Raw genomic sequence first — 20,506 nt, 5'->3', positions numbered from 1 at the left:
TTATAATGTGTTTTAATAATGAAAATTAAAAATAGCTACTATATTTGTACAAAATCTGAATTAAAAAAAACTAAAAAATGAAAAAGTATATTTATTTGATATTTGTTTTAGTATTGGCAGTATCCTGTAAAGAGGAGGAAAAGAAAGCGGATTCTTTCAGTCTAAAAGAAATTGTAAACAAACAAAAATATCAAATGGAACTCTATCAAGTAGAGGCTAATGAGTATACCTTAGTCGTTTTAAACCGGTTAACAGGAAAGGTATTTGTAGGAAAGAATGCTTCTGGATGGTATGAAGCTACAAATGCGGATAGTATTCCAGTTTACAAAACACCAACGTATTCTATTAAAGTATTCAAAGGACCAGAATCGAGTCCTCAAATTTCCTTAATGGACGAGAAAGAGGGCGAGCTCTATATGTATATTGTAGGACATACAGCCAATTTTTACAATACAAACGCTGCAATTAAAGCGCTTGAAAGAAGCTAGTATTTCCAAAACATAGAATGATGATCGTAATTTTATTTTTTTTGTTCTTGCTGGTAGGGATGCTCTATTGGAAGCGAAAAATATTTTTGCTGTCTCCTGTTGATGTTTTTGTGTTATTCTTTATTGGGGTTTTAGTTTCAACGGTTCTATATCATAATTTCTATCCTAGGTATGAGAAATTTAATTTTTTTCAATTTGATTTTATTGGAAAAAATAAGTTTAACCGAACCTTTTTAGTTTACATAAAAATGCTTTTACTTTTTTTAATAGGCGTTTTTATATATTCCTTTTTGAATAAGTCGTATTTTACTTTAGCGAAGCAGCGGATCAAAATCATAAACGTTCAAAATATAAAGCTCAATACCAATCAAATTTCCATCGTAATATTTGCGATAGCTATTGTTTGTATCGTTTTGGTTTATATTGATTATGGTTCAATGTTGTTTTATCGAGTCGAATATATCCCTAAGGACAATTCAATTTTTAAAATTATTTATCAAAATTTATTTATTGTTCTTTGCTTATTGTCAGGTACGCTTTACAGGCAAAATAGATCTCTTGCGGTAGCGGCATTTCTTATTGCAATGACCGTTGGGATAGGAGTGGGGAGTAGGTCAGCAACAATTTATTTAGTAGCATTTGGGTTGAGTTATTCCGTGTTTTTGAATCATGAGCGTGCCAAAAGATTTTTTGTTTTCTTTATTCCTTTTGTTATTGTTTTTTTTGGGTATAATATTTCGCTGCGATTGGAGTCCAACACGCATGGGCTTATTCCCTATTTGAAGGCAACGGTTTCTAAACCGGAGATTCTGTTCAAGTATACAATCATGAATATTTATTATACGTTTATTTTTGGATTTTATGCAACTTCGGAGACCATTCACGTTTATAAAAATGCTTCTATAAGTAATTTAGTCACCACATTAAACCCATTACCTGGAAGGCTGACAAACTGGTATGCAATTGCCTCAAAACTCAGGATAAATGAAATTGCTCCCTATACAGCCATAGGGGAACTGGCTAAATATCCACTTTTTAGTATCTTTTATTATTCGCTATTGGGTTATTATTTTGCGGCGATAGATTTTTTTATCAAAAGTCAAGTCCTTCATAAAAAATATTTTTGGGCAGTACTCCAATTTTTAGTATTAGCTTTATATGTAGTTCATAGTTTTGAGTACAACCTTAGATCTTCCCATCGTTTTATATACTATTCGATGGCACTTTATATGCTTTATTTTATTTTAAAAAGAGTTAAAATTAAAATGCCTCTTAAAACAAATTCTAGTAATTTTCAGAAACAATGAGCATGAAAATAAAAGATTTTACACTTGAAAAAGTAGGTCCTTATGTTGCTTTTTTTTGTGGTTTATTCGTGTTATTGCCTTTTAAGCTAAAGCCTTTGACGGTATTTGTTTTTTTTGTCTGGAGTCTTTTTTCACTTTTTAAAAACAGAAAAACCATTAAAATTGAAATAAAAACGCTAATTATAAGCAGTATTTTTTTCATTTGTTATGCAATCAGCCTACTGTTTTCGGAAAATATTCAAAGAGGTTTTACAATTTTACTTCGTTGTATTCCCATTGTCCTGATTCCGCTTGGATATTCTTTTTTGACCTTAGAAACAAAAATTATTTTTAATAAACTATTCCGTAAAACGGTTATTGTTGCGGCTAGTATCTACTCAAGTCTGCTATTTATTTACCTATTTCAATTAGGTTATTTTAGCCAAAAACTGGATCTGTATACTTGCTATTCCTATATAACTTATGAATTTTGGGGTTTGAATGAACATCCTATTTATAGCTCCATCTTTTTTTCAATTGCCTTGTTTTTTATTTTGATCGAAGGTTTTAAAAACAAAATATTAAACTTTATTCTGTTTCTAATTTTAATTTTTGGACTTTTAATACTAGCTAGAAAAGGTGTAATCGCTTCCTTTTTTATTCTATCCGGTATCTTATTATTCCTCAAAAACGACAAAAAACAGACCGCTAAATTGGTCTTTGTTTTTATTGGACTATTTTTAGTATCGCTTTGTGTCACCGAAATCAGAAGCCGTTTTTTAGAACTATTCGACACTAGTAAAGTGGTAAATAACAAGGAAACCTCCTCTGGAATTAGGTATATTTTATGGAATACAAGTGAAAAAGTAATTAAAAATTCAAATTATTTAGGATATGGTGTAGGAGATGCCCAAGAAGTTTTAAGCAAACAATTGGCTTTGGATGGTTATGCAGTTTTATCCAAAGAAAATTATAATGCACACAATCAATATCTTCAAATAGGATTAGCTACTGGTGTTATTGGTATTCTTTTGTATTTATTTTCAGTAGCTTACTTATTTCGAAATTTTATGAAGCGAAAAAATGCGGAAGCAATCGTCTTTTTATTATTTTTTATTTTTGTCTTTCTTTTCGAAAGTGTTCTGGAACGGCAAAACGGAATAATCATTTACTCCTTTATTACCAGTATGTTTATTTACACTTCGGAGTTTGATAAAAACATTTCAAAATGAGACATAACTTGCTTATCATTGGCCCTTTTCCAGGTCCACCAAAAGGAATTAGTTTGTCCAACCAAGTTGTTACAAATGGCTTAGCCAATAGGGGTTGGAATGTAAAAAAAATAAATACCGAACTTTCAGACGCCGTCAATAGTGCCATTGGTACTTTCTCATTTGAGAAGTTGAACTTTCTAAAGACTTATTTTCAGAGCTACAAAATTTTCGCAGCCGATGCCGTTTATATCACTATTGGTATTACCTTTTTTGGCGTCCTAAAATATGCCCCTTTCATAATTTTGGCGAAAATTTTAAACAAGAAGACACTCCTTCATTTGCACAGCAACCATCTAAAAAAAGAATATCATTCGTTACATGGAATAAAAAAGACTCTTTTTTTTAAACTCATTGCTTCATTCGATACAGGAATCGTCCTTTCTAATTCATTAAGAGACAACTTGACTCCATTTATTGCGGAAGATGCTGTTTATGAATTGTATAATTTTGTAGAAGATAAATTATTGCTTTCTGAGGAAATAGTGTTGCAGCAAAAAGATTTTTCCGCAATACGACTTTTCTTCTTAAGTAATTTATTAGAAGAAAAAGGGATAAACCTATTGCTTAAAGTGATTAAAAGATTGAATGAAGAAGGTCTATTTATAGAAGTTAAAATTGCAGGAAACAAGATAAAAGACAACAATGTAGATGGGTTAGTGGCAGAATTGAGTAATGTATCCTATCTAGGAATTGTCTCTGGAACCGCCAAGCAAGACTTGTTGATTTGGGGAAATGTTTTTTGTCTACCTACTTTTTTCAGTATGGAAGGACAACCCATTAGTATTTTAGAGGCAATGGCTTTTAATGCGTTAATACTAACTACAAAACATGCCGGAATTCCCGATATTTGTTCAGAGGAAAACGCAGTATTTTGTATCGAAAAAAGTGAAGAAGATTTGTATTTAAAATTGAAATTCATAATTTCAAATTGGGCGGAATTACAAAAAAAAGCAATAGCAAACGGAGTCTATGCTAGGCAGAGGTTTACTGAAACCAAATTTATTACTACTCTAGAAAGTACAATTTTAGAAACAATTAGGAAATAAACGGCAACTATGAAAATTACTATAATTGGCCATAATTATTTCCCAGAGGACAGCGGGATTGGTTTATACACAACTGGTATGGCAGAATTTCTGGCGCTCAAACATGAGGTTACCATTATAACTGGGGTTCCTTACTATCCGCAATGGAAGGTTCATGCTGAATATGCTAATAGCCCCCTTTTTTCGAAAGAAACGATAAACCACGTCACAGTATATAGATTCAAGCAATACACACCCGCAAAACCAACTTTTTTCAAAAGAGTCCTTCAAATGGTTCATTTCCTTATGGGTTCTGTTGTTAATGTTTTAAAAATCAAAAAATCGGATGTGATTATTGTCGTTATGCCTTTCACAGTTTCCATTATTTTAGGTTGGTTTTTAAAAATATGCAAAGGAGGAATGTTTTGGATTCACATACAGGATTTTGAATTTGATGCCGCCTTGAAAACTAAGGTACCGTCTAAGCATCAGATCACCTCTAAGATTTTATTTCAAATTGAAAAATGGACATTAAACAGAGCGGACTTTAATAGTACTATTAGTAAAGGCATGATGATCAAATTAGCGCACAAATCTAGCGTTGATTCAATCTACTTTCCTAATTGGATTGATTATTCCATCATAAATCCTGAAAATGTCCAAGAGCATAAAGCATTTAGTAGTACTACGTTCAACATTCTTTACTCGGGTAACATTGGTGAAAAGCAAGATTGGGATTTCTACATGGCGTTTGTAACAGCAATGCAGATGCATCCTGAATTCCATTTTTATTTGGTTGGTGAAGGCGCAAAACGAGAGGAAATTGTGCAGCAGTTGCAAAGCCTAGGGAATTTTACCTATTGTCCGCCAGTCCCTTATAATCAGTTAAATGATTTGTTGTGTCAAGCAGATGTTCATGTATTGTTTCAAAAACCAGAGTTCAAAGATCTAGTAATGCCTTCAAAAATTTTAGGAATGATGGCAAGCGCAAAGCCTTCCATAGTTACTGGCCACGAAGATTCTGAAATAAAGAACAATTTTGAGCATTCTCAAGGGGGGGGTTATTTCCATGAAAACAGTATTGAAACAGTAAAACAGGTATTGCTCCAATTAAAAGAAAATCCCGAAATAGCAAAATCAATGGGCTTAAGAGCAAGACAATACGTGGTAGAAAATTTTGCTCTCGAAAGTGTATTGCCACAATTCGAGCAAGATTTGATAAAGAAAAGCAAACAATTTTATTGATTTAGATCTTATTTATTTTAAAGAATATACCGTCAACTTCCAGCTGTTCTCCTGTCTTTTTATCATAGAATCCATTTTCTAAAGCTCGTAAATGGAACCCTAAATGCATCAATTTAGCTTTCATTTCGTGATAAAATGTACCATATTTATAGTAGTAAAACCTCATAATCAGTAGGCATCTTTAATTAAACAATAGAAGTAAAATAGTAGTGTTAAACAGGATATTGTTTTAGGTTTTATTTTATCTTGCACTATTAAAATTAAGTTAATACAAGCACTAGATAATTAAAAAACAATGAGGTATTCTACACTGATCAAACAGCTATTTATTGTTGCAAAGTCTAAATGGGCTTTACAGTTAGTTAAAGGAAAACTCTTTTCCATAGCTTCATTTGAAGTTGTTTCTAATTTAAAAAAAATGGTGCCCCAATTAGATAATATTATTGATGTTGGTTCTAATTCAGGCCAATTCTCTAAAGTCGCTAGCCATTTTTATCCTAATGCAGCAATAAACGCCTTTGAACCATTGCCAGACTTGTATTTAAAAATCGAAAAATTATTCGATTCCAATAAAAAAATCAAAACGCATAACCTTGCTTTAGGAAACGAAGTGGGAGTGATTAATTTCAACAAAAACAAATACGGTCATATTAGTTCTATATTAGATATCAGCTCGGAAAATATTCACTACCCAAAACAAGAGAATGACTTGTCGCAGATTAAGGTAGAAATAAAAACGCTAGATTCTCTTTTATTGACAAATAGTTTAAAGGCCGAAATTACGTTGTTAAAATTAGATGTTCAAGGTTATGAATTAGAAGTCTTAAAAGGGGCTGAAGAATCATTAAAAAACATAGATTATATTATAATTGAAGCTAATTTAGAACAACTTTATACAAATCAACCTTCATTTACTGAAATGAATACTCATCTCATGAGTAAGCATTTTGAACTTTCTGGAATGCTTGATTTCAATTTAGGACATAAAAACAAATATATTGAAGTTGATTTACTATATAAAAAAACATCAAAAAAGGATTAATTCTTATGGTTAAGATTCTAGTAACAGGAGGTTCAGGTTTTATAGGCTCAAACCTTGTTGAATATTTGAGCTCTAAAAATCATCAGGTTATCAATTATGATATTAAAAAGCCCAGAAATAAATCATTTATAAAAAACTGGGTCAAAGGAGATATTCTAAATCAAAAAGATCTTGCAGCATGTTTTGAGTCCTTTAACCCGGATTATGTGATTCATTTAGCAGCACGAACAGATTTAGATGAAAAACAATCTATTACGGGATATGCCACAAATATCGAAGGTGTCGAAAATATAATCGACCTCATAAATAAATATCCAACCATCAAAAGAACGATTTATGCCTCTAGTAGAATGGTATGCAGAATAGATTATGCGCCTGAATCATTTAATGATTTTTGTCCTCCTAATTTATACGGAGAAAGTAAAGTGATTGGAGAAAAAATAGTAAAAGAAAAAGCCAACCATGATTTTGTAATTGTCCGACCTACTTCTATTTGGGGACCATATTTCGAAATTCCATACCGAACTTTTTTTGATGCTGTTCGAAAAAAAATGTTTTTTATTCCCAGAAACCATAATCCTAAAAAATCATTTGGTTTTGTGCACAATACGACTTTTCAAATAGAAAAAATACTGTTTGCGTCAAAAGAAAAGGTTGACCAAAATTACTATTTAGCGGATTATCCAGCTTTAGAATTGAAATTATGGGCTAACTTGATTGCTGTAGAATTTAATCAAGAACAGATAAAAACTATACCAATGTTACCCTTAAAGATGGCTTCCAAAATAGGCGATGCACTTCAAAAAGTAGGTTGGAAAAATCCACCATTAACGACTTTTAGATTAAATAACCTAATCACGAATATGGTATATGATACTACCTCATTAGAAAAACTATGTGGAGAGTTACCTTATAAATTAGAGGAAAGCGTGGCAATAACTACTTCTTGGATGAAAAATAATTTTTAAAATTGATACCAGTCTTTATGATTTTCATTAATTTAGATTGCAGTGAAATTAATAGCCATTTCGTCGTTCCAGATTAAAAGCTAAATTACACAATGCTGTGAAAATCATAAGGAAGTAAAACGGCAATAATTTTTCTTATTTATTTAACACCGCCATAGGTTATGATTCTAAGTCGCCATTGCAGTTTAGTAAAAAAGAAGACGTAATATAATTCTATAATTCGCTTTTAAAAACGAGCATTTTTTATATATTGCGAACACAAAAATATTTCATGAAAAGAATACTTATCACCGGAGCTGCAGGATTTTTAGGCTCACACCTTTGTGACCGTTTTATCAAGGAAGGTTATTTTGTTATCGGAATGGACAATCTCATCACAGGAGATTTAAAAAATATCGAACATTTATTCAAATTGGAACATTTCGAATTTTATCACCATGATATTACAAAGTTTGTCCATGTTCCAGGTAATTTAGACTACATACTTCATTTTGCATCACCAGCAAGTCCAATAGATTATCTAAAAATTCCAATTCAAACCTTGAAAGTGGGTTCTCTGGGAACGCATAATTTATTAGGATTGGCGAGAGTCAAAAAAGCCCGAATTCTTATCGCATCCACTTCTGAAGTTTATGGGGATCCGTTAGTCCATCCACAAACCGAAGAATATTATGGCAATGTAAACACGATAGGACCAAGAGGTGTATACGATGAGGCCAAACGTTTCCAGGAATCAATCACCATGGCCTATCATACCTTTCACGGAGTAGAAACCAGAATTGTGCGCATTTTCAATACCTACGGTCCAAGAATGCGACTCAATGATGGACGTGTGATTCCAGCATTCATTGGTCAGGCGATTCGTGGCGAAGATTTAACGATTTTTGGTGACGGCATGCAAACGCGCTCTTTTTGTTATGTCGATGATCAGGTAGAAGGTATTTTCAGATTACTGCATTCAGATTATGTTTTTCCAGTAAATATTGGGAACCCTGACGAAATTACCATCAAAGATTTTGCTGATGAAATCATCAAACTTACCGGAACCAATCAAAAAGTGGTCTATCATCCGTTACCAATAAACGATCCCTTACAGCGTCAGCCTGACATTACTAAAGCTAAAAATTTATTAGGCTGGGAAGCCAAAGTAGGCAGGGCCGAAGGAATGAAAATCACCTACGATTATTTCAAATCCTTGTCTAAAGAAGAGCTGTCTAAAGAAGAACATAAGGATTTTTCAAAATATATTTTTTAAAGCCGTGATTTAGACGCAAAAATTATTTTTTAGAGGCCATGTATGGTTTTATTATACAATGTTTAATCTTTTATGGTGCTAATATAAACCATCTTTACACACTGGATTGCGGAGTATAAGTGAGGAATGAATTATTTTAAAATTTAGCTAACCCACTTCGTTGTTTTTGTTTTAAAAAGTATAATTTAGGTGTGAAAATAGTGCGTTTAACAGCCACTTATTTCTGGCTTAGGAGTGTAATCATAGTAGTAAAAGAAAAGTAGCATGACTTTTCTAATTGTATAAAATAGTGAAAACCAAAACGGGAAGATATTCAGGCTATATTCGCCCTTTTTCATTTGTCATAGACTTGATTGTTATCAATGTACTTTCAGTATACTTGACCGACTTCCCTGTAGATAAGATTTTTTATCCTTTATTTATCAGTGTCAGTTGGTTTGTCATCGCTGCAAACCTTGGCTTTTACGAAGTTTACAGATATACTAAAGTAATATCAATACTAAACTGCGCCTTAAAGCAAGGTGTTTTGTTTACTCTTTTTTGTCTCGCCTTAGCTTTTTTTGATTCGGAAAATTCTAGTTTTAAAAGAGTTGTCCTTTTTACTACGCTGTCACTTGCAGTAATTCTAGTCGTTAAATTATGTATTTATTACTTTCTAAAGAAATTCAGAGTTCTTTTCGGTGGAAATTTCAGAACGGTTATTTTATTAGGAACAGCTCAAAGTATTGAACCTTTACAGCATTTCTTTACGGAGAATCCAGATTATGGATACAAATTAGAACGGGTTTTTAATTTTGAAAAGGATAAAACCCGCATTCTAAGGGAGAGTTTTGACTATGTTTTAGAGCAAAAAATAGATGAAATGTATTGCTCGATGAGTGATTTAACGCAAAATCAGATGAATGAGATTGTTTATTTTGCTGATAATAACATGAAAACCTTAAAGTTTATTCCTGATGAAAAGCAAATTCTTTCTCGAAATTTTACTTTTGAATATTACAATTACATTCCAGTAATTTCATTGAGAAATATCTTGTTAGATGATACCTTGAATAAGATAATCAAACGCGTTTTTGATCTTTTGTTTTCGATTGTAGTCATATTTGGTCTGCTTTCATGGTTGAGTATAATTCTTGCAATTTTAATTAAGTGGGAATCCAAAGGACCTTTGTTTTTTATCCAAAAGCGCAACGGATTAAATTATAAAGAATTTAGTTGCTACAAATTCAGATCGATGGAGATTAATGAGGAGGCACATTTAAATCAGGTTTGTAAAAATGATATACGCGTTACTAAAATAGGGCGCTTTATACGCAAGACAAGCATTGATGAGCTTCCACAATTTTTCAATGTATTATTTGGAGATATGTCTGTTGTTGGGCCTAGACCGCACATGGTAAGTCATACCCAAATGTATGCCCTGAAAATTGATAAGTTTATGGTGCGTCACTTTGTCAAACCAGGAATTACGGGGCTTGCTCAAACTAAAGGATTTCGAGGTGAAGTAGAAACCGATGAGGACATAATCAATCGCGTAAAATTTGATATCTTTTACATGGAAAATTGGTCTATTTTATTAGACATAAAGATCATTTTCATCACAATATACAACACTTTAAGAGGTGATAAAAAAGCATATTGAAAATGGAAAATCCACTTGTATCCATAATCACACCCTCTTTTAATTCGGCTAAATTCATTGCCGAAACGATCCAATCAGTCCAAAATCAAACGTATCAGGACTGGGAAATGATTATTGTGGATGACTGTTCAACAGATGAAACGGTTTCCATCATTGAAGAAATCGTGAATAATGACAATAGAATTCATCTTTTTCAACTCCAGAAAAACGCTGGAACTGGAATTGCCCGAAATACTGCTTTGGAGAAAGCAACTGGCAAATTCATTGCTTTTCTAGATGCGGATGATTTGTGGAAACCCGAAAAATTAGACAAACAGCTTACTTTTATGAAAGCGAATAACCTTCCTTTCACCTTTTCATTTTATGATTGCATTAACGAAGCAGGCATACCTGTGAACAAAAGAGTAGAAGCGCCTTTGCATCTTTCGTACCAACAGTTGTTTTTTTGTAATTATATTGGGAACCTTACGGGAATCTATGATGTCAATTATTTTGGAAAAATTGCTATTTCCTCAATTCGGAAACGGCAAGATTGGATGATGTGGTTGACTATTCTAAAAAAAATACAATTCGCACAACCTGTTCCGGAAAGTTTAGCGCTGTATCGCATTCGAGAAAATTCGATTTCGGCTTCTAAATTCGATTTGATTAAACATAATTTTTACGTTTATAGAGCGCATCACCGTTTGAATTTAATTGGCGCAACGCTTTGTATGATTGGGTTTTTATTCACACAATTGCTACTCAAACCACGTTATTCTAAAATCATTAAAGCATCGATTTAAACTGTTTTAATTTTCCTCGATTGCTTCTTTCTAAACTATTTTTTCGGATAAATATAAAATTCAAATGCGGTTCGAGATACAATTCAATCGCCTTTTTAATCTTTTTTATTTGTTCCAAATTCAATTCGGCTTCGCTGACATATTCAATTTCGAAGCAATCTATTTTGGTCTGTTTGATCACAAATTCTTTGACGTTTCCGTCATCCTCAATAATACTTTTTGTGACGTAATAAAAGGTAAGTCCAGGTGATTTTTTCCCGCTGGGCAAAACTGCTACATCATTAGTTCTTCCTATTAATTTTTTCAGAATGGGTTTTTGTAATGTACTTTTTTCATCTAAAATTCCAATATCACCAAGGTCATATCGTATAAAAGGATGCGCTTTATTGAACAAGGAGGTAATGACGATTCGGCCCGAAGTACCATTTGCAACCGCTTTATTATTTTCGTTTAAAATTTCTACAAACAACGTTTCTGAATTCACTTGCCATTCTCCTTCCGTATTCTGAAAAGCAATTAAATCCAATTCTGAAGCACCATATTCATTGACGATAGGAATGCCAAATTGTTTTTCTAAAAGCATTTTATCGTCATCAAAAAGCATTTCAGAAGTTACCATGCATACTTTCAAAGTAGAACAAATTGAAGTTAATACGATATTTTTCTTTTGTAAAAATTTAGCAAATAAAACAATCGAACTCGTGTATCCATTGATGTAATTGAATTTTTTATTCTGAAATTTTTTCAGCATCTTTTCTAAAACGTCATCCGATAAATCAAAAATGGAAAACCGAAACCGATGGCTTAAAAAATCCTTGAAACGTTCTTTTTTGTTGCCAATAAAATCCATTGGAATTCCATAAAACCGCGCTTGATAGGAAGTATTAAAATCAATTCCGTACCAACCAAAACGGTACATATTTGAAGCCCAAGTCAAGGCATGACAATATTTGTCCTTGGCAAAAATAAACGGAGTTCCGCTGGAACCGGAAGTTTTGTTTACATAACTGTTTTTAACGGAATAGCCTTTTGACAGTCTTTCTAGTAATGGTTTTTGTAAGTTTTTCTTATTCAGAACTGGTAAATCTTCCCAGTTTTCATAATTTTCTGAACCGACTAAATGTTTATAAAAAGCATTATTTTGCAAATGAAAATGGACAATTTCTTGTTTTTTATTTTGAACAAAAACTTGATGTTCTTTTTCAGAAAAGGCTACAATTTTCCGCAATTCGGCTTTAGCTTCCTTCATAGGAAAGCCATTTATTTGCAAGGATAAGTCGAATAGTCGAAACATTTCAAAGGTATATTTTACCAAAAATAATATTTACCAACAACTAATGATGGAGAACCAACAACTTTTTGAAATTTAATTATTTTTTAAGTTCAAAAGCAATTATTTTTGCACGACAACTAAACACAACTACACATGATAATTTTACTACTGGGTTCAGGCGGAAGAGAACATGCTTTTGCATGGAAAATGATTCAAAGTCCGCTTTGCGACACACTTTTTGTAGCGCCAGGAAATGCTGGAACCGGATCAATAGCGACGAATGTTGCGATGAGTCCAACTGATTTTGAAGCTATAAAAACGTTTGTGATTCAGGAAAAAGTAACAATGATTGTCGTAGGACCAGAAGATCCTTTGGTAAAAGGGATTTATGATTTCTTTTTAAATGACGCCGAGTTAAAACACATTCCAGTTATCGGTCCATCAAAAATGGGTGCGCAACTGGAAGGAAGTAAAGAATTTGCCAAAGAATTTCTAATCAAACATAACATTCCAACTGCCGCTTATGATAGTTTCACAGCTGAAACGGTGGAAAACGGATGTAAATTTTTGGAAACATTAAAACCTCCGTACGTTTTGAAAGCAGATGGTTTAGCTGCCGGAAAAGGGGTTTTGATTATTCAAGATTTGGCGGAAGCCAAAGAAGAATTAAGAAACATGCTGGTGCATCAAAAATTTGGTGACGCTAGTTCTAAAGTGGTAATAGAAGAATTTCTTGACGGAATAGAATTAAGCTGTTTCGTTCTCACCGATGGAAAAAATTATAAAATATTGCCAACTGCTAAAGATTACAAACGCATTGGCGAAGGCGATACAGGATTGAATACAGGCGGAATGGGAGCAGTTTCTCCAGTTCCTTATGTTGATGCTGTTTTGATGGAAAAAATTGAAACACGTATTGTAAAACCAACAATTGATGGTTTTCAAAAAGATGGAATTCCGTACAAAGGTTTTGTTTTCATTGGGTTGATTAATGTCAATAATGAGCCAATCGTAATAGAATATAATGTAAGAATGGGCGATCCGGAAACCGAAGTGGTGATTCCTAGATTAAAAACGGATTTAGTGGAATTGTTTTTGGCTGTAGCCAATGAAAAACTGGATGAAATTACCTTAGAAGTTGACGAAAGAAGCGCCACTACAGTTATGGTTGTTTCTGGTGGATATCCGGAGGATTTCGAAAAAGGAAAAGTAATTTCTGGATTAGAGAACATTAAAGATTCAATTGTTTTTCATGCTGGAACTAAACTGGATAATGGAAATATAGTGTCAAATGGAGGAAGGGTTTTAGCCGTAACTTCGTATGGAAATGATTTTGAGGAGGCCATAAAAAAATCTTACCAAAATATAGACAAGCTACACTTTGATAAGATGTATTTTAGAAAAGATATTGGAAACGATTTAAAATAATTTCCAATTATCGTTCACTTTTTTTTAAATATTATTTTAAGAAAGAGTGAGCGGTAGTATCTTGCTTCTCTGTTCCAGCATCTTCAAAAATTTTCAATTGTTTGATCCAATACACCATGGCAGAGGCACAAATAATCATGAAAATCCAGTTGATTGTATTAGCAACAAACCAAGAAGATAGCTCTAATGAGCGTAAAAAGTCTAGAGGAGCAAATAAAATATTTACAAATAAGTACTGTATTCCTTCGAAAAATGATTTCATAATGTATAAAATTAATTTTATTAATTGTTTTTGAGGAACTCTGGAAAGTAAAAAGTCTTATTTAGAAGAATCTTTTTGAACTTGCAGGGTTTACTTTTTAAACAAGTATTATATTTACGAACACAAAAGTATAAAATATCCTTATGATAACAAGTGTTTTTAGAAAATCTACACCATTAAATTTTTCATTGGTCTTAATTTTAATGCTGATTTTCTTTTTACTGTTTCAAATTCAAGATTTATCTTGGACCAATTCCTTTTTATTAATGCTAAGTAAGGGTGGATTACTGTGTCTTTTATTGGCTTCTATGTTCATTACAGATTTTGTAGCTAAAAAGAACGGATTGAGCAAAGACAGTACCTACACGATCTTTTTTTATTTTTTATTGCTGCTTTTTTTTCCAACCGTATTGGATAATTTAAGTCTGATTTTGTCTAATTTCTTTATTCTATTAGCCTTACGTCGATTGATTTCATTACAATCTTTGAAAGCGTCCAAAGAAAAAATATTTGATGCTTCTTTGTGGATTTTTCTGGCAACATTATTTCATTTCTGGAGTATAATTTTTATTGTATTGGTTTTTATATCTATAATTTTCCATGTTTCTAGAGATTATAGAAACTGGATACTGCCTTTTATTGCTTTTTTTATTACTTCAATTATTTTCTTAGTATATGCTACAGTGTTCAATGTAAACGTGCTGGAATACATAACTAATAGTGTAACGACAAACTTTAGCATTGATTATTTTACTAATAATTATCAAAATGCGGCTTTGTCAATCTATGCTACAATCGCTTTATTTTTTCTAGTCTCTATGTTTGCCACATTATCAGGCAGACCACAACTATTGCATACTTCTTTCAAAAAAATCATTGCTTCTTTTTTTATTGGAGTACTTATTTTCTTGATTTCATCTAATAAAAGCAATGACCTATTAATTTTTACGGTTGCACCTTTAGCAATAATGGCAACTAGTTATATAGAAATACCACAGCTTAAATTAAAGCAAGAGATGGTACTTTCAGTACTAATTATCTGCAGTTTATTTTCTTTTTTTAGCCAGCTATAACTTATTGCCATAGGCAAGATCACCTGCATCACCTAATCCTGGAACGATATAACGGTGTTCATTTAATTTCTCGTCTAAGGAAGCCACCCAAAGATGACAATGTTCTGGTAAATGTTCCTCTAGATAAGCAATTCCCTCAGGCGCGGCAATCACAACTGCAATGTGGATTTCTTTTGGCGTCCCATTTTCCATTAATTTATTGTACACCGCAACTATGGATTGACCTGTGGCAAGCATGGGATCTACTAGTACTAAATTTTTTCCATTGATATCAGCAATGGCTTGGTATTGGACTAAAATATCAAAGTAGTCGTCATTATTGGGATGATGTCTATAAGCAGATACGAAACCATTCTCGGCATTATCAAAATAGTTCAGAAAACCCAGATGCAAGGGTATGCCAGCCCTTAAAATGGAGCATAAAACCAACTGATCTTTGATCTCAGTCGTATTTTTTATGCCTAGCGGCGTTTGGATTTCAATGGGTGCGTAATGCAGTTGTTTACTTAATTCATACGCCATTATTTCGCCAATACGTTCAATATTTCTTCGGAAACGCATGCTGTCATTATGAACATTCACATTCCGTATTTGCCCCAAAAAATGATTTAGGACACTGTTTCCCTCTGATAAATAATGAATTTGCATGGTTATATATTTGTAATTAAACTTCTAGTTATTTTTTTATGGTATAAAAGTATAAAAAGTATCTTTGTCTTTTAATATATAAAGATATGTTTTCAAAACTAGCGTACTCCGTATTCGAACAAAGTATCAAGGATTATCATCAATTTGATAATGTCGATCAGCCTATAAACAATCCTTTCCCGAAGGATAAATTTGAACATTTGTTATACCACAAAAACTGGATTGACACCGTTCAATGGCATTTTGAAGATATTATTCGGGATCCAAATATCGATCCAGTTGCAGCGCTGACTTTGAAAAGAAGAATCGATGCTTCTAATCAAGAACGTACGGACATGGTGGAATATATTGATAGTTATTTTCTTCAAAAATACAGTCATGTTGTGGTAAAAGAGGAAGCAAAAATCAACTCAGAAAGTCCAGCTTGGGCTTTTGACCGATTGTCAATTTTAGCATTAAAAATTTATCACATGAATGAAGAAGCGACGCGTGCAGAAGCTTCCCAAGACCACAGAGATAAATGTCAGGCAAAGTTGAATATATTATTGGAACAAAGATCCGATTTGTCAACCGCAATAGATGATTTGTTAACAGACATCGAAAATGGTAATAAATTCATGAAAGTGTACAAACAAATGAAAATGTACAACGATGATGATTTGAATCCTGTTTTGTATCAAAATAAAAAATAAGATGGTAAAAGCTTCTTTCTTTTCAACGGAACCATTGTTTTTTAAGTTCATTTATATCGTTGGCTTTTTAGGCGCTTTTTATGCTTTGTACGAAAATATTTTTCTTGAAAAAGAGAAACAGTCTGGAATTGCCATTTATATTCTTTTATTATTCGGTCTTTTTCATCTAAGAAGAGCTAATGTTATGTTGAAGCACAGAAAATCACAAAACAATTCAAAAAATACAGCGCAATAGTGGTGTTGAGTAAACACACACACATAGCCGTCATGAGACTTTCCGCAATGGGAGATGTCGCCATGACGGTTCCTGTTTTACGCGCTTTTGTAAATCAGTACCCAGAAGTAAAAATCACTGTTATTTCTAGACCTTTTTTTAAACCTTTTTTTGAAGGAATTCCTAATCTTTCTTTTTTTGCTTTCGATGAAAAAGAACGACACAAAGGATTTTTAGGATTGTTGCGTTTGTTCCAAGATTTGAAAGGTTTAGAAATTGATGCTTTCGCCGACTTACATAACGTTTTGCGTTCTAAAATAATCCGAAACCTTTTTGCTTTAAGCGGAAAAAAAACAACTTCGGTGGATAAAGGAAGAGCAGAAAAGAAAGCTTTGACTCAACCCGAAAACAAAGTGTTCCAGCAACTGCCTACGATGTTCGAAAGACATGTAAAAGTGTTTGAACAACTCGGTTTTAATGTTGATTTATCTCATGTAGTTTTTCCTGAAAAAGCTGTTTTAAGTCCGGAAATTGTAGCGATAATTGGAACAAATCATCGCAAATTGATTGGAATCGCACCTTTTGCACAATACGATTCTAAAGTGTATCCGTTGGATTTGATGCAACAAGTTATTGATAAATTAGCTTTGGATTCAACCCAAACTATTCTGCTTTTTGGCGGTGGAAAAAAGGAAATAGAGCTCTTAAATTCGCTTGCTGCGAATAAAGATAATGTAGTTGTTGTTGCAGGAAAAATTAAGTTTCAGCAGGAATTACAACTCATTAGCAATCTTGATGTCATGCTTTCCATGGATTCCGGGAATGCGCATATTGCGGCCATGCTTGGTGTAAAAGTCATTACGCTTTGGGGCGCGACGCATCCTTATGCGGGATTTTCACCTTTTAATCAACCAATGGAAAATGCTTTGATTTCTGATAGAAATCAGTTTCCTAAACTACCAACTTCGGTGTATGGGAACAAAAAAGTAGCTGGTTATGAAGATGCCATGCGAACGATTTTGCCAGAAACAATAGTTTTAAAAATTAATGCTCTTCTACTGAATCATTAAGCGCGTTAAGAGATTTAAGAAAACTAAGACTTAATGAAACTTAACTTTCTTAATGTTTTAAAAATTAAAACTCAAATCTTGTTTTGAATCATTAAGGATGTTACGAGATTTAAAGCCAAATTTTCTCCTCACGACAGCGACCCAAAATATATCTTTTTAAATTCGAAATCGTTTCTTGATAATTTGGCGCATCATAACCAAAACGTTCATGTTCCGCATGTTCTTTCTCGATGGCATTGCAGCCTTTTATGACTTCTTTAATCATATCAAGCATCGCTAGTTCTTTGTTGTTTGTTTTTTGAAATTTGAATTCCACGATTTCATCTTGCAATTGCTCACAATATTCCAAAAGTTGCGCTACTTCTGGTTCGTCAAGAAGGGAAGGATTGCTTTTGAAAATTTCTCGAGTGGATTTCATTTTAAAAACGGTTTAGTGGCTAATTTTGGATTAAAGCTTTGATTTTAAATCCATTCTTTCGTGAAGAATTCTTATTATTTCTATTTCTTTGACCGAAATAATTCTAAAAAAAATAATGTGATGATTGGCTTTAAATCCTAAAAGATCAGGTTGAATTAGCTCGTATTTTTTGCCAAAGTTAGGGTAATTTGCTAATTCCTGACAAGATGCTAATAGGAGTTTATAATACTTATTGGCTTGTTTTTCTGACCATTCCTCATAAGTATATTCCCAGATTTCAGCTAAATCGGCAACAGCTAAATTGGTCAAATAATATTTAGCCATTTGCTTTTTTCTTTGCTTGTAACGTTTCTAAGTGTTTTTTTGGATCGAAGTCTCTGGCAATCCCACTATCAATACCTGCCTGAATGGCATTTTTTAATAGTAAAACTTTATCTTCTTCCTCTTCTAGCATGCGAAGTCCGGCCCGGATAACCTCACTTGCATTTTGAAACCGACCTTTTGAAATACTTTTTTCTACAAAAGTTTCAAAATGCTTATCTAAAGAGATTGATGTGTTCTTTCCCATGATTTTAATTTTTTACTAAAGTACCAAATATTGGTAACAATTGGAATTTTTTTTCCGCAAATTTAACGTTCTGTCCTCTTCGCTAGGGTTTTGAGATTATGTTAAGATTGTTGTTATGGATTGTCACATTAAATTAAGCAGGATATGTAAAACCGCAAAGTATTTTTTATTAGTCTTTTATCCTTTGGTAACTAGATAATTTTCGACAGTTTCATCTTTTCACCAATATACTAAAAATCCCAACCTCCGTAAAACAAAAAAACTTCCCTTTTCAGAGAAGTTTCATTATAAAGCAATTTATCTTTTAAACATCATCATAATCTACATAAATAGATTCTGATGTTGGATGTGCTTGACAGGTAAGAATCAAACCATCGGCGATTTCTTTATCCGTCAAGATGGAATTTTTAGACATCTCGGCAGTTCCTGAAGTAACACGCGCCAAGCAGCTGCTACAAATTCCACCTTGGCAAGAATACGGCGCATCAATACCTTGTTTCAAGGCTGCATCAAGAACGGTTTGTTTTTGCGACATTTCAAAAGTGGTTTCTTCGTCATCTACCAAAATGGTAATTCTAGAATGTCCGCCTAATGATTTTTTGATCTCGTTTACCTGTGTTGAAGTAGCAAACAATTCAAATTTGATGTTCGATTCCTTTACGTTCTTTTCTTTCAAAACTCCAGAAACAATATTGATCATTTCTTCCGGTCCACACAAATAGAACTTATCAAATTCTAATTCCTTGTGTTTGTTATTCAGAACAAAATTCACTGTTGATTTTTCGATGCGACCAAACAAAGCATTTTCTGCTTTGGCTTGACTGAAAACATAATGCACAAAAAAGCGACCTACATATTGCAATTGCAAGTCGTGTAATTCTTGATGAAATATGGTTTCTTCGGGAGTTTTGTTACCGTAAACCAATACAAAAGAGCTATTCGGTTCGTTTTTCAATACGGATTTTAAGATGGACATTACCGGTGTAATTCCGCTTCCAGCAGCAAATGCCGCGTAGTTTTTTTGGCGTTCAGCCTGAGGTTCAAAAGTAAATTTACCTTCTGGAGTTCCTATTTCTAATGCATCACCTACTTTAAGTTTGGTATTAGCAAACTGAGAAAAAGCACCGCTAGGCACCGCTTTTACTGCAATACGTAATTCTCCGCTATCGGGTGAAGAGCAAATCGAATAGGCACGGCGAATTTCTTCACCATCAAGGGTTAATCTCAAGTTTAAGTATTGACCCGCAATAAAGGAATAGTTCGCTTTTAGTTCTTGAGGGACATTAAAAAGTATGGAAACCGCATCTTTGGTTTCGCGTTTTACTTCTTTTATAATTAATTTTAAAAAGGATGACATCTGATTATTTTTTTGCAAATATACTAAAGTGAATAGGTATCTTAAATTAAAGTGTTTGAAAATTTACATACCTAATGAAGTTATGTATAAGAATCTTATGTATATTTGTTTTTCAATATGAGATGGCTTCTAGTCTCGCTATGACAAAAAAATGAAAAACTCACAATTATACAAAGGAAGTCTGAACACCATCATTATGAAACTGCTAGAGGAAAACGGCAAAATGTATGGTTATGAAATCACGCAAAAAGTAAAGGCCATCACGCAAGGCGAACTCAATATCACCGAGGGTGCTTTATATCCTGCGCTACACAAAATGGAAGCAGAAGGAATTCTGGACGTAGAGATGGAGAAAGTCGACAACCGCATGCGTAAATATTACAAGTTGACGGAGGCTGGCACCAAGGAAACCATAAACCGACTCTCCGAGCTCGAAGATTTCATTAGGAACATGCAAAGTTTAGTAAGCCCAAAACCGAATTTAGAATTTTAA

General features: G+C 33.1%; 23 protein-coding genes. 16 read left to right on the top strand and 7 right to left on the bottom strand.

Annotated elements, in window-relative coordinates:
* The first annotated feature begins 77 nt into the window (after positions 1 to 77).
* From E0F91_RS08510 to E0F91_RS08465, 10 genes are all read left to right on the top strand, one after another.
* Entirely contained in the window at positions 78 to 488 is a 411-nt protein-coding gene (locus E0F91_RS08510; RefSeq protein ID WP_132065963.1) for a hypothetical protein, read from the top strand.
* Positions 489 to 736: 248 nt separating this feature from the next.
* Positions 737 to 1,795 (top strand): hypothetical protein, encoded by a 1,059-nt coding sequence (locus E0F91_RS08505; protein ID WP_132065961.1) that lies wholly within the window; start codon positions 737 to 739, stop codon positions 1,793 to 1,795.
* 2 nt (positions 1,796 to 1,797) lie between these two features.
* Complete coding sequence (locus E0F91_RS08500) at positions 1,798 to 3,006, top strand: O-antigen ligase family protein (RefSeq protein WP_165930108.1); 1,209 nt, start codon at positions 1,798 to 1,800, stop codon at positions 3,004 to 3,006.
* Positions 3,003 to 4,094 carry a glycosyltransferase family 4 protein gene (locus E0F91_RS08495; RefSeq protein ID WP_132065957.1) on the top strand — a complete coding sequence of 364 codons (1,092 nt, stop codon included), beginning with the start codon at positions 3,003 to 3,005 and terminating at the stop codon, positions 4,092 to 4,094. Before E0F91_RS08500 ends, E0F91_RS08495 begins: the two co-directional genes overlap by 4 nt.
* Before the next feature lie 9 nt (positions 4,095 to 4,103).
* A complete protein-coding gene (locus E0F91_RS08490; RefSeq protein ID WP_132065955.1) occupies positions 4,104 to 5,318 on the top strand; it encodes a WcaI family glycosyltransferase in 1,215 nt (404 codons plus the stop codon).
* 295 nt (positions 5,319 to 5,613) lie between these two features.
* Positions 5,614 to 6,360: an FkbM family methyltransferase gene (locus E0F91_RS08485; RefSeq protein WP_132065953.1), complete on the top strand. Its 747-nt coding sequence runs from the start codon at positions 5,614 to 5,616 to the stop codon at positions 6,358 to 6,360.
* A 5-nt stretch (positions 6,361 to 6,365) separates the two neighbouring features.
* On the top strand, positions 6,366 to 7,328 hold the full coding sequence (locus E0F91_RS08480; protein WP_132065951.1) for an NAD-dependent epimerase/dehydratase family protein: 963 nt from the start codon (positions 6,366 to 6,368) through the stop codon (positions 7,326 to 7,328).
* Between the two features lie 271 nt (positions 7,329 to 7,599).
* Positions 7,600 to 8,583, top strand: a complete 984-nt coding sequence (locus tag E0F91_RS08475) for a UDP-glucuronic acid decarboxylase family protein (RefSeq protein ID WP_066075904.1) — start codon at positions 7,600 to 7,602, stop codon at positions 8,581 to 8,583.
* Positions 8,584 to 8,872: 289 nt separating this feature from the next.
* Positions 8,873 to 10,225 carry an exopolysaccharide biosynthesis polyprenyl glycosylphosphotransferase gene (locus E0F91_RS08470; protein WP_132065949.1) on the top strand — a complete coding sequence of 451 codons (1,353 nt, stop codon included), beginning with the start codon at positions 8,873 to 8,875 and terminating at the stop codon, positions 10,223 to 10,225.
* 2 nt (positions 10,226 to 10,227) lie between these two features.
* A complete protein-coding gene (locus E0F91_RS08465) occupies positions 10,228 to 11,010 on the top strand; it encodes a glycosyltransferase family 2 protein (RefSeq protein ID WP_132065947.1) in 783 nt (260 codons plus the stop codon).
* Here the strand turns inward: E0F91_RS08465 and E0F91_RS08460 are convergent.
* Complete coding sequence (locus tag E0F91_RS08460; protein WP_132065945.1) at positions 10,994 to 12,304, bottom strand: phenylacetate--CoA ligase family protein; 1,311 nt, start codon at positions 12,302 to 12,304, stop codon at positions 10,994 to 10,996. The genes E0F91_RS08465 and E0F91_RS08460 overlap by 17 nt on opposite strands.
* A 132-nt stretch (positions 12,305 to 12,436) precedes the next feature.
* Here E0F91_RS08460 and purD point away from each other — a divergent pair, with 132 nt between their 5' ends.
* The gene (gene purD / locus E0F91_RS08455; protein ID WP_132065943.1) at positions 12,437 to 13,711 is read left to right on the top strand and encodes a phosphoribosylamine--glycine ligase; all 1,275 of its coding nucleotides are present in this window, start codon (positions 12,437 to 12,439) and stop codon (positions 13,709 to 13,711) included.
* Positions 13,712 to 13,742: 31 nt separating this feature from the next.
* On the opposite strand, the gene E0F91_RS08450 is transcribed toward purD, so the two are convergent.
* Positions 13,743 to 13,973: a DUF6341 family protein gene (locus E0F91_RS08450; protein WP_073353823.1), complete on the bottom strand. Its 231-nt coding sequence runs from the start codon at positions 13,971 to 13,973 to the stop codon at positions 13,743 to 13,745.
* A gap of 143 nt (positions 13,974 to 14,116) precedes the next feature.
* Between E0F91_RS08450 and E0F91_RS08445 the strand changes: the two genes are divergently transcribed.
* Positions 14,117 to 15,046: a DUF6427 family protein gene (locus tag E0F91_RS08445; RefSeq protein ID WP_132065941.1), complete on the top strand. Its 930-nt coding sequence runs from the start codon at positions 14,117 to 14,119 to the stop codon at positions 15,044 to 15,046.
* Here the strand turns inward: E0F91_RS08445 and upp are convergent.
* Positions 15,041 to 15,694, bottom strand: a complete 654-nt coding sequence (upp, locus tag E0F91_RS08440) for a uracil phosphoribosyltransferase (RefSeq protein ID WP_132065940.1) — start codon at positions 15,692 to 15,694, stop codon at positions 15,041 to 15,043. The genes E0F91_RS08445 and upp overlap by 6 nt on opposite strands.
* 86 nt (positions 15,695 to 15,780) lie before the next feature.
* On the opposite strand from upp, the gene E0F91_RS08435 reads away from it, so the two are divergent.
* From E0F91_RS08435 to E0F91_RS08425, 3 genes are read left to right on the top strand one after another with little or no spacing between them, the layout of a single operon-like run.
* Positions 15,781 to 16,386, top strand: a complete 606-nt coding sequence (locus E0F91_RS08435; RefSeq protein ID WP_132065938.1) for a DUF4254 domain-containing protein — start codon at positions 15,781 to 15,783, stop codon at positions 16,384 to 16,386.
* A 1-nt stretch (position 16,387) separates the two neighbouring features.
* Complete coding sequence (locus E0F91_RS08430) at positions 16,388 to 16,621, top strand: hypothetical protein (RefSeq protein ID WP_132065936.1); 234 nt, start codon at positions 16,388 to 16,390, stop codon at positions 16,619 to 16,621.
* Positions 16,622 to 16,653: 32 nt separating this feature from the next.
* Positions 16,654 to 17,670, top strand: coding sequence for a glycosyltransferase family 9 protein (locus E0F91_RS08425; protein WP_132065934.1), 1,017 nt, complete (start codon positions 16,654 to 16,656; stop codon positions 17,668 to 17,670).
* A gap of 109 nt (positions 17,671 to 17,779) precedes the next feature.
* Here the strand turns inward: E0F91_RS08425 and E0F91_RS08420 are convergent, their stop codons facing one another.
* The 4 genes from E0F91_RS08420 to E0F91_RS08405 form a co-directional block, all read right to left on the bottom strand.
* Positions 17,780 to 18,088: a hypothetical protein gene (locus tag E0F91_RS08420; RefSeq protein ID WP_132065932.1), complete on the bottom strand. Its 309-nt coding sequence runs from the start codon at positions 18,086 to 18,088 to the stop codon at positions 17,780 to 17,782.
* A gap of 30 nt (positions 18,089 to 18,118) precedes the next feature.
* The gene (locus E0F91_RS08415; RefSeq protein WP_132065931.1) at positions 18,119 to 18,412 is read right to left on the bottom strand and encodes a type II toxin-antitoxin system RelE/ParE family toxin; all 294 of its coding nucleotides are present in this window, start codon (positions 18,410 to 18,412) and stop codon (positions 18,119 to 18,121) included.
* Complete coding sequence (locus E0F91_RS08410) at positions 18,405 to 18,656, bottom strand: type II toxin-antitoxin system ParD family antitoxin (RefSeq protein ID WP_132065929.1); 252 nt, start codon at positions 18,654 to 18,656, stop codon at positions 18,405 to 18,407. Before E0F91_RS08410 ends, E0F91_RS08415 begins: the two co-directional genes overlap by 8 nt.
* Positions 18,657 to 18,960: 304 nt before the next feature.
* A complete protein-coding gene (locus E0F91_RS08405; protein WP_132065927.1) occupies positions 18,961 to 20,013 on the bottom strand; it encodes a ferredoxin--NADP reductase in 1,053 nt (350 codons plus the stop codon).
* Positions 20,014 to 20,164: 151 nt separating this feature from the next.
* Between E0F91_RS08405 and E0F91_RS08400 the strand changes: the two genes are divergently transcribed.
* A complete protein-coding gene (locus E0F91_RS08400) occupies positions 20,165 to 20,506 on the top strand; it encodes a PadR family transcriptional regulator (RefSeq protein ID WP_132065925.1) in 342 nt (113 codons plus the stop codon).

The sequence above is a fragment of the Flavobacterium sandaracinum genome, from assembly GCF_004349135.1.
GTDB classification, from domain to species: Bacteria; Bacteroidota; Bacteroidia; order Flavobacteriales; family Flavobacteriaceae; genus Flavobacterium; species Flavobacterium sandaracinum.
This window is presented reverse-complemented; position numbering and strand designations above follow the sequence as displayed.

Excerpts from the sequence above, each read along its gene's own strand:
- E0F91_RS08435 (WP_132065938.1), top strand. The coding sequence starts at position 15,781 with ATGTTTTCAAAACTAGCGTACTCCGTATTCGAACAAAGTATCAAGGAT.
- purD (WP_132065943.1), top strand. The coding sequence starts at position 12,437 with ATGATAATTTTACTACTGGGTTCAGGCGGAAGAGAACATGCTTTTGCA.
- E0F91_RS08450 (WP_073353823.1), bottom strand. The coding sequence starts at position 13,973 with ATGAAATCATTTTTCGAAGGAATACAGTACTTATTTGTAAATATTTTA.
- E0F91_RS08405 (WP_132065927.1), bottom strand. The coding sequence starts at position 20,013 with ATGTCATCCTTTTTAAAATTAATTATAAAAGAAGTAAAACGCGAAACC.
- E0F91_RS08505 (WP_132065961.1), top strand. The coding sequence starts at position 737 with ATGCTTTTACTTTTTTTAATAGGCGTTTTTATATATTCCTTTTTGAAT.
- E0F91_RS08410 (WP_132065929.1), bottom strand. The coding sequence starts at position 18,656 with ATGGGAAAGAACACATCAATCTCTTTAGATAAGCATTTTGAAACTTTT.
- upp (WP_132065940.1), bottom strand. The coding sequence starts at position 15,694 with ATGCAAATTCATTATTTATCAGAGGGAAACAGTGTCCTAAATCATTTT.
- E0F91_RS08415 (WP_132065931.1), bottom strand. The coding sequence starts at position 18,412 with ATGGCTAAATATTATTTGACCAATTTAGCTGTTGCCGATTTAGCTGAA.
- E0F91_RS08420 (WP_132065932.1), bottom strand. The coding sequence starts at position 18,088 with ATGAAATCCACTCGAGAAATTTTCAAAAGCAATCCTTCCCTTCTTGAC.
- E0F91_RS08445 (WP_132065941.1), top strand. The coding sequence starts at position 14,117 with ATGATAACAAGTGTTTTTAGAAAATCTACACCATTAAATTTTTCATTG.
- E0F91_RS08475 (WP_066075904.1), top strand. The coding sequence starts at position 7,600 with ATGAAAAGAATACTTATCACCGGAGCTGCAGGATTTTTAGGCTCACAC.
- E0F91_RS08465 (WP_132065947.1), top strand. The coding sequence starts at position 10,228 with ATGGAAAATCCACTTGTATCCATAATCACACCCTCTTTTAATTCGGCT.
- E0F91_RS08480 (WP_132065951.1), top strand. The coding sequence starts at position 6,366 with ATGGTTAAGATTCTAGTAACAGGAGGTTCAGGTTTTATAGGCTCAAAC.
- E0F91_RS08495 (WP_132065957.1), top strand. The coding sequence starts at position 3,003 with ATGAGACATAACTTGCTTATCATTGGCCCTTTTCCAGGTCCACCAAAA.
- E0F91_RS08485 (WP_132065953.1), top strand. The coding sequence starts at position 5,614 with ATGAGGTATTCTACACTGATCAAACAGCTATTTATTGTTGCAAAGTCT.
- E0F91_RS08400 (WP_132065925.1), top strand. The coding sequence starts at position 20,165 with ATGAAAAACTCACAATTATACAAAGGAAGTCTGAACACCATCATTATG.
- E0F91_RS08510 (WP_132065963.1), top strand. The coding sequence starts at position 78 with ATGAAAAAGTATATTTATTTGATATTTGTTTTAGTATTGGCAGTATCC.
- E0F91_RS08460 (WP_132065945.1), bottom strand. The coding sequence starts at position 12,304 with ATGTTTCGACTATTCGACTTATCCTTGCAAATAAATGGCTTTCCTATG.
- E0F91_RS08500 (WP_165930108.1), top strand. The coding sequence starts at position 1,798 with ATGAAAATAAAAGATTTTACACTTGAAAAAGTAGGTCCTTATGTTGCT.
- E0F91_RS08425 (WP_132065934.1), top strand. The coding sequence starts at position 16,654 with ATGAGACTTTCCGCAATGGGAGATGTCGCCATGACGGTTCCTGTTTTA.
- E0F91_RS08430 (WP_132065936.1), top strand. The coding sequence starts at position 16,388 with ATGGTAAAAGCTTCTTTCTTTTCAACGGAACCATTGTTTTTTAAGTTC.
- E0F91_RS08490 (WP_132065955.1), top strand. The coding sequence starts at position 4,104 with ATGAAAATTACTATAATTGGCCATAATTATTTCCCAGAGGACAGCGGG.